Origin of the sequence: Photobacterium indicum (assembly GCF_003026215.1) — a bacterium.
GTDB lineage: Bacteria > Pseudomonadota > Gammaproteobacteria > Enterobacterales > Vibrionaceae > Photobacterium > Photobacterium indicum.
The window spans coordinates 181,621-196,470 of sequence record NZ_PYOC01000006.1 but is presented as its reverse complement, the minus strand read 5'-3'; the positions used below and the strand labels follow the sequence as shown (position 1 = coordinate 196,470).

Sequence of the window (14,850 nt, the reverse complement as noted above, 5' to 3'; positions counted from 1 at the left end):
GGCACCAAGCGATTAAGACTTAGCGTCGTCGGAGGGAATCTTGATTGTTAATCATCGCTTGGTTCATGTTAATTTTTCCTACGTCTTGTTCAAAAATCTGTTTGCTATCCATGCAAATCGATGTGAATGCGGAGAATAGATTTTTATTCACGCCTTCTGAATTAATATGTTTACCGATTAATCTATTCACTGTCAACAGCAGAAGCAGAAAAAATGCCATTTCTCCTCAATATCCGCTTATATGTAGTCTCATTTATCCTTATTCCACCAGATTCACTGGTAAAACCGTCAAAAGCACAAATCTACACACCATCATGCCCCTCCAATCTATCCCTCATTAAATTTGACCAACTTCGCTGAGTTTCCCTTTCTTTAATAATAAGCTTACTAAAGCATAATTCCTGACGGCATGATGATGACAAAGCAAACCATCACCGCTTCATTTTTCATCCAAATAAGCAAAAGCACACAAAAAACGTGCTTTATGACCCATTTTTACGAAATAAAGTTTCAGGCTTGAAGCAAGTGTATGACTAAAATCAAATCTAGCTCGATTTATCACTGATAAATGCAATCGATGTTGACCTGAAAGTGGGATCGCGGCTAGATTGTTAAGTATATGGATGAATTTGATGTAACAAAATTACGAGATGGATGCGATATGAATGAAAAGTACAGTGCGTTAAGAAGTAACGTAAGTATGCTCGGCCACATGCTGGGTAATACGATTAAAGATGCGCATGGGGAGCCTCTATTTGATAAGGTAGAAACCATACGTAAGCTGTCTAAATCTGCTCGCGCAGGCAATGATAGCGATCGTGCTAAGTTAATCGACGAGTTGCAAAACCTTCCCGACGACCAACTTCTTCCTGTCGCTCGCGCCTTTAGTCAATTTTTGAATTTGACCAATATTGCTGAACAGTACCATACAATTTCTCGCCACTGCGAAGAGCAAATTTGCAGCCCTGATTCGATCGATTCTTTATTTGGCAAACTGAATGCCAACAATATCAGCCAGTTTGATTCCATTCAGGCGGTGCGCGATTTAAATATCGAACTAGTACTAACAGCACACCCAACCGAAATTGCTCGACGTACCATGATCCACAAATTGGTACAGATTAATAAATGCTTATCAAACCTTGAGTTGAGTGAGTTATCTCCCAGCGAACGTCAGCGTGTTGAACAACGCCTAGAGCAGCTGATCGCGCAAGCATGGCATTCCGATGTTATTCGTAAGCAACGCCCGACTCCGCTTGATGAAGCAAAATGGGGATTTGCGGTTGTTGAAAATTCTCTCTGGCATGCGGTACCTGAATTTTTACGTCAGTTTGATGAAAAACTCGTACAACACCTGGGGGAAAACCTGCCATTAGATGCATCTCCCGTAAAATTTACCTCTTGGATGGGCGGTGACCGAGACGGCAACCCATTTGTCACCTCTGACGTGACGCGTGAAGTGATGCTACTTTCTCGCTGGAAAGCTGCAGATTTATTCTTGGGAGATATTCAAGAATTAGTTAGTGAACTATCAATGGTTAAATGTAATGACCAAGTTCGCGAACTCGCGGGTGATGAACACGAACCCTACCGCGCTATTTTAAAAGATTTACGCACCAAGCTAACCAATACCCGTGATGTATTGGATGCCAAGATTAAAAAGCAAGATGCGCCAAACCTCGCCACCATTGATGATGTTGATCAACTCTGGACACCGCTACATGCGTGTTACCAGTCATTGCGCGAATGCGGTATGGGCATTATTGCAGATGGCCTATTACTTGATGTACTTCGCCGTATTAAATGTTTCGGCATCCACCTTGTGCGTCTTGATATCCGTCAAGAAAGCACTCGTCACTCAGATGTTATTTCTGAACTGACCCGCTACCTAGGCCTTGGTGATTACGAACAATGGAATGAACAAGATAAAGTCGCGTTCTTAGTGCGTGAATTAGCATCTAAGCGTCCTCTTTTACCACTAGCTTGGCAACCATCGGCAGAAGTGCAAGAAGTACTCGACACTTGTAAAGCCGTTGCAGAGCAATCTCGTGAAGCATTAGGCGCTTACGTTATTTCAATGGCCCGCACGGCATCAGATGTGCTTGCTGTTCACCTACTACTGAAAGAAGCGGGCTGTCCATTCCGTCTGGATGTGTGCCCACTATTTGAAACACTTGATGATTTAAATAACGGTGCATCCGTTATTAAAGAATTAATGAGTATTGATTGGTATCGCGGTTTCATTCAAAACCATCAAATGGTAATGATTGGCTACTCTGATTCAGCCAAAGATGCCGGCGTAATGGCGGCAGGTTGGGCACAATACCGTGCAATGGAAGAATTAGTTGAAGTCTGTGAAGATGCCAGTGTCGAACTAACGCTATTCCACGGCCGTGGTGGCTCTATTGGTCGTGGTGGTGCGCCAGCTCATGCAGCACTACTCTCGCAACCACCTCGTAGCTTAAAAGGCGGCCTACGCGTTACAGAGCAAGGTGAAATGATTCGCTTCAAGCTTGGTCTACCTGACGTAGCCGTAAATAGCTTAAGCCTATATGCGAGCGCGACACTAGAAGCGAACCTATTACCGCCACCAGCACCGAAAAAAGAATGGTGTGATTTGATGGATGTGCTGTCAGAGGTCTCTTGTGAATCATACCGTAACGTGGTTCGTGGTAGCGACGAGTTCGTTCCTTACTTTCGCGCTGCGACGCCAGAACTCGAACTGGGTAAATTACCGTTGGGTTCGCGTCCTGCAAAGCGTAATCCTAACGGTGGTGTTGAAAGCTTACGTGCAATTCCGTGGATTTTTGCATGGTCACAAAACCGCCTGCTACTGCCTGCATGGCTAGGTGCTGGTGAAGCCATTCAATATTCTATCGACAAAGGGCACGCGCAGCTCTTAGAAGACATGTGTCGTGAGTGGCCATTCTTCTCTACACGCTTAGGCATGTTAGAAATGGTGTACACCAAGACGAATGTGGGTATCGCTGAATACTATGACCAACGCTTAACAGACAAGTCGTTATGGCCGTTGGGGCAGAAATTACGTGATCAGCTACAGCAAGATATTAAAGCCGTTTTAAACGTGGAAAATAACGCACACCTCATGGAGCAAAATCCTTGGGGCGCTGAAGCAATCCGCTTACGTAATATTTATGTTGAGCCACTCAATATGCTACAAGCTGAATTATTGTACCGAACCCGTCAACAAGACGAACCATCGCCGATTTTAGAAGAAGCGCTCATGGTCAGTATTGCCGGTATCGCAACAGGTATGCGTAACACAGGTTAAGCTAACAAAATAATTCCCCCCTCATAAAGGTCGCTTTTGCGGCCTTTATTTTATGCTGCTCACCGCTTTACTTACCTTTAAACAGCTGCATTATTCTGCTCGACACATTTAATTCCCTTTCAATCTCAACAATGAGACATTCAATTCACTAGTCACTGCGCTAGAGTCAAAAAACGATATGAACCAGATTGTTTAAAACTTAAGTGCAGTGCCGTAAATAATGAAAGATTCAAACGTAGGTCACAAGATGTGTAATTTATTGCTTTGATGAATAATAAATTTAGTCAGCTAGGTATCGATATTGAGTATATTAATGATACTCTGTGCGATCTCAATCAAGCAGTGCAACAAGACGATTATAAAACGCCAAAGAGCGAAGGGTAACGTCCGTTTGATTGTTTTTTTTATTTTGTCGTATTTTATCGGATAGAAGAGATGTCACTACCTCACGTAATACTAACAGTACTATGTAGCAGAGATGCTACTGGTTACGATATAACAAAAGAATTCTCACACAGTATTGGTTACTTTTGGAAAGCGAGCCACCAGCAGGTGTACCGTGAACTGAATAAGATGGCCGGCAACGACCAAGTAACTTGTCAACTAGAGCCCCAAGACGGTAAACCAGATCGCAAGGTCTATTCAATTACTGATCTAGGACGTCAGGCATTACTTGAGTGGTTCCAAGAACCAGCTCGTAATCCAACTATTCGTGATGAGTTCTCAGCGAAACTGCTTGTTTGTGGTGTTCATAATTCTGAACCCATGCAACAGCAACTAGAAGCGCTAATCGAAGAGTCTCATACTTTAATGGGTCACTACGCTGAGCTTGAGAAAATCCACTTTGCTAATCACAAAGAAATGGATCGTCAAGCGCGCTTAGATCGCCTAACGCTTCGTCGTGGTGTACACAACCGTCAAGCTTGGATTTACTGGGCTGAAGAAGTGTTAGCTGAATTGAAAGATATGGATAGCGCTGATAGCGATGTTCAAATCAATTAATATTCTTTACTGAGTATTTATTGATAATAAAAAAGCCGCAACAGCGGCTTTTTTTAATTCTAACATTTGGGAAGCATGATTTATTTAGCTTCAACTTCGGCACGTACACCTAATGTATGGCAAATCGCATACGTCAACTCTGCACGATTCAGTGTATAGAAGTGAAAATCTTTCACCCCTTCTCGGCTCAGCACTCGAACCATATCAATGGCATTACTCGCACCTAACATCTGACGACTAAGAAGATCATCATCTAAGCCTTGGTACTGCTTCTCTAGCCAACCTGGGATCTTCACGTTATTGGCCGCTGCAAAGCGCTTGGCTTGCGTCATGTTAGAAACAGGCAAGATACCAGGTACAATCTCAACATCGATACCAGCAGCCACACAGCGGTCACGAAAACGTAAGTAGCTTTCTACATCAAAGAAAAACTGGGTAATGGCTCGGCTAGCGCCCGCATCCACTTTACGTTTTAGATTAATCAAATCTGCCTGAGCACTTTTCGCTTCTGGGTGCACTTCAGGGTAAGCCGCAACTGAAATATCAAAATCAGCTTCTTTACGTAGTAACTCAACCAAATCGGCTGCATACATGTCAGGCTTAGTGCCTTGAGCGGGTAAATCACCACGTAGCGCGACGATATCACGAATACCATTGCGCCAATAATCTCGAGCAATAGTACGCAGCTCGTCACGGCTCGCATCAATACAGGTTAAATGAGGTGCAGCAATCAGCCCTGTTTGATCTTTAATGTCTTTAATAATGGAGTGGGTACGATCACGCTCACCAGAATTTGCACCATAAGTTACAGAAACAAATTTTGGCTTCAGTGTTTTTAAGCGGTGAATTGAATGCCATAAGGTTTCTTCCATCTTTTCACTGCTTGGTGGAAAGAATTCAAAAGAAACATTGATATCACCGTTAATATCAGCAATGTTCTGGTTTAACGAGTCTAGATGACTTGCGTGAGAGTATCCCATAGTGAATCCCTTCCTTTTTGGCCGTGTGGCCAGCTCCCCAAATGGTGACGTCTTAAATAACCGTTTAGACGTCTATATGTCTACAGAATGTCGTGTAACCAATTTAATGTCAACAAAGTGATCATGAATTTTTTTCAAGTTAACATTGCATAAACTTCAACATAGTAAATATACGCCAAATAAGCAAAAACCCGCATATAGCGGGTTTTTAATATCATTCAGTGATTACGGCCAATCCTATACCCTATGGTAAACATTCATACTATTAAGGTAAGTATTCATCCTATTTTATAGAAGCGCAGCAAGACGATTAATATCAGACAACAAGGCACCAGCGGTGACATCACGCCCCGCACCTGGGCCACGGATAACCAACGGATTATCACGATACCAACGGCTTTCAATCGCAAAAATATTATCACAAGGTAATAAATTGGCTAATGCATGCTCTTGAGGCAACGCTTCTACGCCCACATTGGCTTTGCCATTTTTATCTAAGCGAGCAACATAGCGCAATACTTTATCTTCTTGCTGTGCTTTCGTTAAACGTTCAAGTAACAGCTCATCCAGTTTTTCGGCCTGTTCAAAAAAGCCATCGATGCTCAATGCCGCTAAATCATCAGGTACCAAGGATTCGACTTTCACCTGCTCAGGTTCAATCTCTAAACCTGATTCACGCGCCAGTATGACAAGCTTTCGCATCACATCGCTACCATCCAAATCATGGCGAGGATCTGGCTCTGTTAAGCCTTGCTGCCAAGCCTGCTCAATTAACTGAGAAAACGGTAATGCGCCATCATATTGCTGAAATAGCCACGATAACGTACCCGAAAAGATACCTGAAACTGCGATAATGTCATCGCCACTCTCACGTAAATCACGCACGGTATGGTTAACGGGTAAACCTGCCCCTACTGTTGCGTTATATAACCAATGACGGCTGGTTTTAGCAAAAGCATCTTGAACCGCATGATAATCTTTACTCGAGGCTGATCCTGCGACTTTATTTGCTGAAATCAGATGCAGACCACTTTCCGCAATGCAGGGATACCTTGCTGCAAGTTGAGCACTGGCAGTCACATCTAAGATGACGACATCGTCATAATCACTCGACGCTAATGCGGGAAATAACTCCCCATTAGCATAACTAATGGCTTCCTCATCAAAGCTATTGAGTGCACGTTTAGGGTTAATACCGCTAAAATCAATCCAATGACGGCTGCTATCAACCACCCCAACCAAGGTAAAGCTCATACCGTGGCGTTTTTCTAGCTGTTCTTTTTCTCGCTCAAATAATTCAAGCCAACGGCTACCGATATTGCCTTTACCACATAAAACAATACCGACACGTTTTTGGGCTTGGAATAAGCTTTGGTGAATACGGGCGACCAAACCTTCGGTATCGACTTTACGCAATACGGCGATCAAACTTAACCCTGATTCCGCTTCAGTCATGAACTCAACCGGTAGCCCTTTTAGCTGCTGATAAAAGCCATGACAATGCACTGGATTATTGACGACGCCAGCACCGACAGCCGCAACCATCGAGAAACCTTCGCGCAGGCGTAGCTCTGCTGCGACACCACGATTCTGTAATAGCTCTAATACGCAGTTCACCATTTCACTGGTATAAGCCAATAAAATACGTCCTAACTCGACTTCAGCACTTTGCGCTAGTGGCAATAACTGAGCTCGCTGCAGAGTACGTTCTATATCGGTTTTTATTGCATCAAAATCATGAGATCGCGGTACATCTAATTCAATTAAACAGACTTCATCTAATGAGGTTACGATTTTGGCACCACGCCCAGAAGCCAACACTCGCTCGACACGTGTCGAACCTGATTCTGGCTGATGGCTGCATCGCAAAGTGAGATCAATCGTGCTTTGCGCAACAGGTTGAAGTGTTCGACTGTGTAAGACTGGCGCGGCAAGGCGGGCAAGTTCATCAGCTTCGTCTAAGCGTAATAAGGGCAACAAACATGCGTCAGCAACTTTGCGAGGATCCGCGCTGTACACGCCCGCCACATCACTCCAGATCGTAACGCGAGAAACGTCCGCTAATGCCCCGATAACCGTTGCCGAATAATCCGACCCATTTCGCCCAAGTAGCACCGTTTCTGACGTTTGGTTACGCGCCATAAAACCAGTGATCACAATACGGCACTTATTATGCTGAACCAGTTGCTGTTGTAATAACGGCCTTGAAAGTGTGCGATCCACTTCTGGCTGAACTGCACGTTCAGCACGCAGGAAGTCACGAGAATCTAAACTGACCGCAGACATATTATTACTATTAAGCAATGCCGCTAGCAGTCGCGCCGACCATAGCTCCCCATGGCCGAGTATCGAAGAACGTACTGCCTCTGTGATTTCTAATCCACTTAGCTTTGCCAGTTCGCTTAATTCAGCGTGTAACTGGCTCAGTAATCGATCAGCTTGCTCGCCATGCACTAACGCTTCAATTAAGTGTTGCTGAAACTGACGTAGCTCTTGTAATGTTTCATGTGCTTGACGCCCATCTTTACCTAGGCGCTCTACCCATTCAATTAGGCAATTGGTAGTTTTGCCCGCCGCAGAGACCACAATAAGATCATTCGGGTGGGAATATTCTCGCAGAATACCCGCAACACGGCGGTAGCATTCTGGATCTGCCAGACTACTGCCACCAAATTTATGCAATTGACGTTTCACTGTTTGAACCATTACACCGCCTCCGCAGCCAGAGTAAATGCTTGTTCAAGATCGTTAATTAAATCTTGAGGATCTTCCAAACCAACAGAAAGGCGTAACAGTGACGTTTTAATACCAGCTTCTGCTTGTGCTTCATCAGACATCGCACGGTGTGTCATGCTTGATGGATGCGCAATTAAGCTTTCGGTTCCACCTAATGATTCTGCTAATGAAAATAATTTTAATGCCTCAACGAAAACTTCAAGTTGACGGTAAGTACCTGCCAGCTCAAAGCTAAGCATGGAACCAAACCCTTTTTGCTGACGCGCTGCAATATCATGGCCTGGGTGCTCAGGCAAACTAGGGTGATAAATTTGGCCAACCAGAGCATTTGTTTGTAGATACTTAAGGATCTCGGCACCATTCTCTTCATGCATCCGCATTCTTGCACCTAACGTACGCAAACCACGTAATGTTAAGTAAGCATCAAACGGTGCACCCGTAGCACCAATGCAGTTAGCCCACCAAGCAATGTTTTCTGCTTGATCTGCATCTTTTGAAATTAAAACGCCACCCACAACATCCGAATGACCATTGATGTATTTCGTCGTCGAATGCACCACAAAATCAGCGCCTAATTTAATAGGTTGCTGTAAAAGCGGAGAAAGAAAGGTGTTATCAACGGCAACCTGCGCGCCAACCGCTTTAGCTTGCTGGCACAATGCTTCTACATCAATCACACGTAATAATGGGTTCGACGGGGTTTCAACCCAAACAATTTTAGGTTTTTTCGCCAGCGCTTGAGCAAGCGCTACGGGATCTGACTGATCGATAAATAAAACGTTAAAATCGCCTTTATTAGCACGTGTATTAAACAGACGGTAAGTACCACCATAACAATCATGCGGGGCAATAATTAAATCATCAGGGCTAAGCAATGCCGATACAAGCAAGTTAATTGCAGCAGTTCCGCAACTCGTCACAACGCCACCGGCACCGCCTTCGAGATCAGATAAGGCATCAGCTAACATGTTCCGCGTGGGATTGCCTGATCGAGAATAGTCGTACTGCGGTAACTCACCGAGTTTGGGGAAACTATAAGTCGATGTCAGATAAATAGGTGGAACAACAGCGTTGTGCTGACTGTCTGATTCAATACCTGTGCGCACAGCGATGGTGGCAAGTTGCTTGTCACTCATTATTACCTTCCTTGTTTCAGGCTTAGCCCGTTCCTGAATAAAATAGCAACAACAACATTACCGACATTAAACTAAGACGTCAACACTTCTAGACGTCTATATGTCTTTGCATGTGGCGGTAAATCCGGCTAAAATTCGGGTTATAATTATTTAGCCCTAATATCGCTGAGAAGGTAGAACATGGCAGAGTGGAATGGCGAGTACATCAGCCCATACGCGGAACATGGTAAGAAAAACGAACAAGTTAAGAAAATTACTGTTTCGATTCCATTAAAGGTTTTAAAAATCTTGACTGATGAACGCACTCGTCGCCAGGTAAATAACCTGCGTCATGCAACAAACAGTGAATTACTGTGTGAAGCATTCCTACATGCTTATACAGGTCAGCCGTTACCAACTGATGACGATATTCGTAAAGATTGTCCAGATGCACTTCCAGCAGAAGCGAAAGCGATCATGGATGAAATGGGCATTACTTACGAAGACATCAACGAATAACGTTCATCTTCTAGGTACAAAAAAACTGACTGTGGTGACAACTCTGGTACCACAGTCAGCAAATATGGAAACACGCTACTTTTTGTGATTTTTAATAACAGCTTTTACTTATTAGTTCTCCGCTTACGCCGCACGCCCTATCATCAATGTAAAAAGAAAAATAGTAATCACAATACCTAGCAATTTAAGTTCACGCCTTTTCATAGCTTTCTCCTTCCTGTCTTTCATTTAGAATGAGTTTTCTCACCACCATAATAAACACACCAGTCAGTACCAAGTTCAGTGCTAACGACAGCATGCTGATAGTGACAATCGGTCCACCAAAGCCATAACCAAGACTGATCATCAACACACCAGCCCCCACTTCACCGCGCGGCCACATACTAATCGACAACGCCAATCGCTCTCTGAGTGAAGCTTCTTTGCGGTAACAAAATAGAGGGAACATCTTGCCGACATTGGCAATGATCGAGATAACGACAACATGGTAAGTAATTTCAGCCAATGACATAGCAGGCATAGAGAGCGTGATGCTATCAGACGCAGTAATATCAGCCGAACCAAAAATTTGTGGCAAACTTAAGCCAACCAACACCATGAATACACCTGCAATCAAGCTGGATAGCTGTTGATCAGACGCCGACTCATGCTGCGATTTCATCATGCAACCCAACACAAACGCAGGTAACAAGACTTCAAAATGCACACCGCTGCGTAGGTAAAACAATTCGCACACAACAGCTATCACAACGGCATACCCCAACACGGCAGAAGCTGAAGAAGGAATAGACCACAAATGTAAATAACGATAACCCAGCGCCAATAGACCAAACATTAACACTAACGTCAGGCCTAGCGCGGGTTGCCATCCCACAACTAAAATAGACAATGGAATCATCAGCAGCACAGTATCTAAGTCATCAAAAATGGCCAAAATACGGGCTTTATTAAATACCCATGTTGCGCCTAACCCAGCAGCAGTCAGCATGGCAAATAACACCCCTGCCGATGTTGGTGCAGCAAAACGACCAATAACTAATGTTTCTTTCCAAGCATCTACGTTGCTCCATAGCTCTGGTGGCATTAGCACAAAGATGAAATACACCACGACAGCAATCCATGGGAATGTTGCTGTTGTCATGGCGACAACATAATCCCAGCGGTATTGTTTCAGGTTGTTTTTATCAATTTCAAACTCACGGCCCACATTGATCATAATGTAAGCCAGTGCCGACATGGTCAGCACCATAATGACTGGTTGCAACTTGCTATAACTTGGAATAAAAGATGGTAGTAGTTGAGAACAAATCAGCCCCACCAATAAGAGTGCGGAATATACGATAATCTTTTTCACGTCATAACCTCTGTATTACATTACTCATAGAATTAGCTTGCAATCCATTGCTCATAAAAAGCAGCCTGCAATCCATTGCGGAATTGCAGGCCAACGGGTTAGACGAATTTCACTTTCGTTATTTCTTTGATGCCTGATAGCACAAAGGTCGGTACTGATGCCGCAACAACCACAGCCAACAAGTGACCGAATGATAGTGACTCAGTATTGAAGACCAATTGACCAAAGCCAGTGTAAATCACCGCTAAAGATAACGTGGCAGACAACGCCACAGCACCAAGTAGATACTTATTGGTGAATGGATTTTTACGGTATAACGTTGTAAAACTACGCGAATCAAACAGGTGCCATAGTTGAGAGAAAATCAGCATCGCAAACGCCACTGTCTGTGCATATTCAGCACTGTGACCTGCATTTAATACCCAGCTAAATGCTAGGTAACTCATGCCACCCAATGCCAAACCACGAATTACAATTCTGACACCCAAGCTATCGCCAAAGAAGCCTTCGTTACGCTTACGCGGTTTACGCGACATCACGTCGTTCTCTTCCGGCTCAACCCCTAATGCCAACGCAGGTAGGCCATCAGAGACTAAGTTGATCCATAAGATCATCAATGGTGTAAGCGGCAAAATAGTTGCAGGCCCCATCACTAAGAAAGCAATCAGTATTACTGCTACTTCACCCACGTTCGCTGTCAATGCCTGACGAATGAACTTACGTAAATTATCAAAGATCTGACGACCTTGACGCACTGCTTTCACAATCGTGCTGAAGTTATCATCCAACAAAATCAGGTCGCCAGAGTCTTTCGCTACCGAGGTACCAGAAATGCCCATCGCTACCCCAATATCCGCTCGACGAAGTGCTGGTGCATCATTCACACCATCACCAGTCATTGCAGGTACTTCATTGTTTTCTTGCTGTGCTTTCACGATACGAAGTTTATGCTCTGGGCTAACGCGAGCATAGACGGCAACCTCAGGACAGATACGACGCAGTTCTTCATCGTCCATTTCATCCAGTTGAGCTCCTGTAATGACCTTATCGTTATCACTGCGGATAATGCCAATATCTCGAGCAACAGCAGCAGCTGTTAAGGCATGGTCACCAGTGATCATGACAGTACGAACACCTGCATCAAAACAGCTATTTATCGCATCACGCACTTCAGGGCGTGGAGGATCCATGATGCCGTATAAACCTAGGATTGTGATGTCATGCTCCAACTCATGGTGATCACGCTCTAAGTCTTCATCTGTCAAAGGGCGGAAGCCAACAGCAAGTGTACGCAGTGCTTGATCAGCAAACTCTTCAATCGCTTTCTGGTAATTCGCAATATGTTGCTCAGCAGGACTAGACGCCAGTGCCAAGTTCCCTCGCATTTCCTGACTCGAATGGACTACCACATTACCGTCAGCCATAAAGCCCGATGCTTTACGCAAGATGACATCTGGTGCTCCTTTTACAGCCAAGAAATGTTGGCCAGCTTTATCTCGTACAATTACCGATGCCATTTTTCGACCAGAGTCGAACGGAAATTTCTCAATTAAGGTAAAATCACCCGACGCCAACATAGTGCCTTGCTGCAAGCCAGCTTTCGCGGCCGCTACAATCAATGCGCCTTCAGTTGGATTACCGCGCACCGTATATTTACCTTCATCTTGTAAATATTGAGCATCGTTACATAACGTTGCAACAGTCAAACCTTGCATCATTTCCGGGCTGTCTGTTACCGCTGTATTATGATCTTGAGGAATAAACTCTCCTTTAGGATCAAAACCTTTACCAGTCACTTTCCACTGGCGACCCGATGCATCATACGCTTGCATTACCTGCATTTGGTTTTGTGTCAACGTGCCCGTTTTGTCTGAACAAATAACCGTTGTTGAGCCCAAAGTTTCAATAGCAGAAAGCTGTTTTGCCAAGGCATTGCTCTTCACCATTTTGGTCGAACCCATTGTCAATACAATGGATACTACAGTTGGCAAGCCTTCAGGAATCGCAGCTACCGACAATGAAATACCAGTGCTCAGAATTTCTAGCCATGGCATACCGTGGTACAAACCAATCGCACACACCACAGCAACAACTACCAACGCTGCAATCATCAAGGTATGAGCGATAGTATCCATACGCACTTGCATCGGTGTTTTTGTTTCTTCGGTATTCGTCATCAAGTCAGCAATATGGCCAACTTCGGTCTGCATTCCAGTGCCTACCACAACACCGTAACCATTACCTGAGGTTACAATCGTGGTCATAAAGCCCATATTTACTTGGTCACCTAAGCCAATATTGTCACCATCTAAAGCTGCAATCGCTTTATCGACAGGCTCTGATTCACCGGTAAGGGCTGCTTCATCAATAGAGAGCCGATTGGCTTCAATGATTCGAACATCAGCAGCTAAAATGTCACCAGTATTAATCGTTAAAATGTCACCAGGCACCAATTCTCGTGCTGGAATCGACAACACTTCTCCGTCACGCACGACCTCTGCGTTGGGTGCTGCCATCTCTTTTAGGGCATCCATCCCCTTTTTTGCTTTCATTTCTTGCCAAAACGCAATCAACGCATTGATGACAATAATCACCGTAATAGCGATACCATCAACATAATGACCCGTAAATAAGGACACCAAAGCCCCGACAGCCAAAATAAAGATCAATGGGTTTTTAAATTGGTGTAATAACATTTCAAGAGCAGACTTACCTTCTTGCTCTTGTATTTCATTTGGTCCGTATTCAGCTTGACGCTCTGTCACTGTCTCAGATGAAAGACCACAACGCGTTGTATTCAACTCTGAGAGCGTGTCATCCGCTGTCTTTATAAACCACTTTTTTCGCATACAATAACCCCCAACAAAATAAAGGCGACAAAAACCAACCAAAACATGGCAAGCCCTGAACTTAATTAATTGATAACAGTCAATCAGAATAGCTGACCGCATTTAAATTATATTATTCATTCAAATGCCGAAATACTTTTCGGCATTCACAATTCTTATTTGGGAACTTTATTGACCCCCGTCAACATTCGGATTGATATCGGCGATAAATATTAAAAAGAATGTAAACAGGCATAAACAAGACTGAATAATAAATGACTAAACACATCGGTAAAACCGAGTGATTAAGGGTAAAGCGCAGGCCTGACCGTATCTAAAGGCTTTTTTGTGATGTGAACCTTAATAATGGTACTGAATTATGCAAATAAACTGAACGTATAAAAAAGGTCTACAGTAACTCAACAAATCAAATGCAAGATTCATTAACTATTAAAAGTAACACTAAAAATTTCATACTGTAACTAATCATTACAAGGTCGACATATATGTTTCGTTTTATTTAGCCTTGTAATTAAAAATACAAAATGTAATTAATATGGTTATTAATAATATATTTGTAAGTATCCCACCAATTAGATTTCAGCAGTTACACTGCATCACTAAACAGTAATAAATTGCTATCTTTTGTAAAAATAGAACTTAGCTAGCGTATTTTATATTTATCAATAACCTTGAATGAATGCTGAATATAAAAATGATCATAATCAAATAGTACTCCCCCTAACCTAATACAATAAACTCACTACAGTAATTCGAAGCAATACGGATATTACTCGAGCGTTTATTTTTATTTGTTCAGCAATCTATGGGGTGGTATATGTGGAATTCAGTAATTAATATGATAGGCATGTGTTTAATCGGTGGGAAATACATGTTAATGCTTATATTGGCTACCACGATGCTCTTTTCAGGCTCGTTCAGTACAGAAATGATCATGATGCAGGGGGGAGATCCTACTGAATAACATACCGTTCTAATACTCGTGGTACAGTCAAACCGTAAA

At 43.4% G+C, this 14,850-nt stretch carries 9 protein-coding genes; 4 read left to right on the top strand and 5 right to left on the bottom strand.

Annotated features, from left to right (window positions below; genetic code table 11):
- Nucleotides 1-661 precede the first annotated feature (661 nt).
- The gene (gene ppc, locus C9J47_RS17005) at nucleotides 662-3,292 is read left to right on the top strand and encodes a phosphoenolpyruvate carboxylase (protein WP_107254643.1); all 2,631 of its coding nucleotides are present in this window, start codon (nucleotides 662-664) and stop codon (nucleotides 3,290-3,292) included.
- A gap of 435 nt (nucleotides 3,293-3,727) precedes the next feature.
- Nucleotides 3,728-4,294, top strand: coding sequence for a PadR family transcriptional regulator (locus C9J47_RS17000; RefSeq protein WP_006233866.1), 567 nt, complete (start codon nucleotides 3,728-3,730; stop codon nucleotides 4,292-4,294).
- A gap of 80 nt (nucleotides 4,295-4,374) precedes the next feature.
- Here the strand turns inward: C9J47_RS17000 and metF are convergent, their stop codons facing one another.
- From metF to C9J47_RS16985, 3 genes are all read right to left on the bottom strand, one after another.
- The gene (gene metF, locus C9J47_RS16995) at nucleotides 4,375-5,274 is read right to left on the bottom strand and encodes a methylenetetrahydrofolate reductase (protein ID WP_006233867.1); all 900 of its coding nucleotides are present in this window, start codon (nucleotides 5,272-5,274) and stop codon (nucleotides 4,375-4,377) included.
- Between the two features lie 288 nt (nucleotides 5,275-5,562).
- Nucleotides 5,563-7,980 carry a bifunctional aspartate kinase/homoserine dehydrogenase II gene (locus C9J47_RS16990; protein ID WP_107254575.1) on the bottom strand — a complete coding sequence of 806 codons (2,418 nt, stop codon included), beginning with the start codon at nucleotides 7,978-7,980 and terminating at the stop codon, nucleotides 5,563-5,565.
- A complete protein-coding gene (locus C9J47_RS16985; protein WP_107254574.1) occupies nucleotides 7,980-9,146 on the bottom strand; it encodes an O-succinylhomoserine (thiol)-lyase in 1,167 nt (388 codons plus the stop codon). The genes C9J47_RS16990 and C9J47_RS16985 overlap by 1 nt, the downstream gene beginning before the upstream one ends.
- A gap of 180 nt (nucleotides 9,147-9,326) precedes the next feature.
- Here C9J47_RS16985 and metJ point away from each other — a divergent pair, with 180 nt between their 5' ends.
- A complete protein-coding gene (metJ, locus tag C9J47_RS16980) occupies nucleotides 9,327-9,644 on the top strand; it encodes a met regulon transcriptional regulator MetJ (protein ID WP_006233871.1) in 318 nt (105 codons plus the stop codon).
- A 190-nt stretch (nucleotides 9,645-9,834) separates the two neighbouring features.
- Here the strand turns inward: metJ and C9J47_RS16975 are convergent, their stop codons facing one another.
- The gene (locus tag C9J47_RS16975) at nucleotides 9,835-10,998 is read right to left on the bottom strand and encodes a cation:proton antiporter (RefSeq protein WP_107254573.1); all 1,164 of its coding nucleotides are present in this window, start codon (nucleotides 10,996-10,998) and stop codon (nucleotides 9,835-9,837) included.
- A gap of 98 nt (nucleotides 10,999-11,096) precedes the next feature.
- Nucleotides 11,097-13,847: a cation-translocating P-type ATPase gene (locus tag C9J47_RS16970; RefSeq protein ID WP_107254572.1), complete on the bottom strand. Its 2,751-nt coding sequence runs from the start codon at nucleotides 13,845-13,847 to the stop codon at nucleotides 11,097-11,099.
- A gap of 817 nt (nucleotides 13,848-14,664) precedes the next feature.
- Here C9J47_RS16970 and C9J47_RS27155 point away from each other — a divergent pair.
- Nucleotides 14,665-14,811 (top strand): hypothetical protein, encoded by a 147-nt coding sequence (locus C9J47_RS27155; protein ID WP_170107532.1) that lies wholly within the window; start codon nucleotides 14,665-14,667, stop codon nucleotides 14,809-14,811.
- Nucleotides 14,812-14,850: the final 39 nt, after the last annotated feature.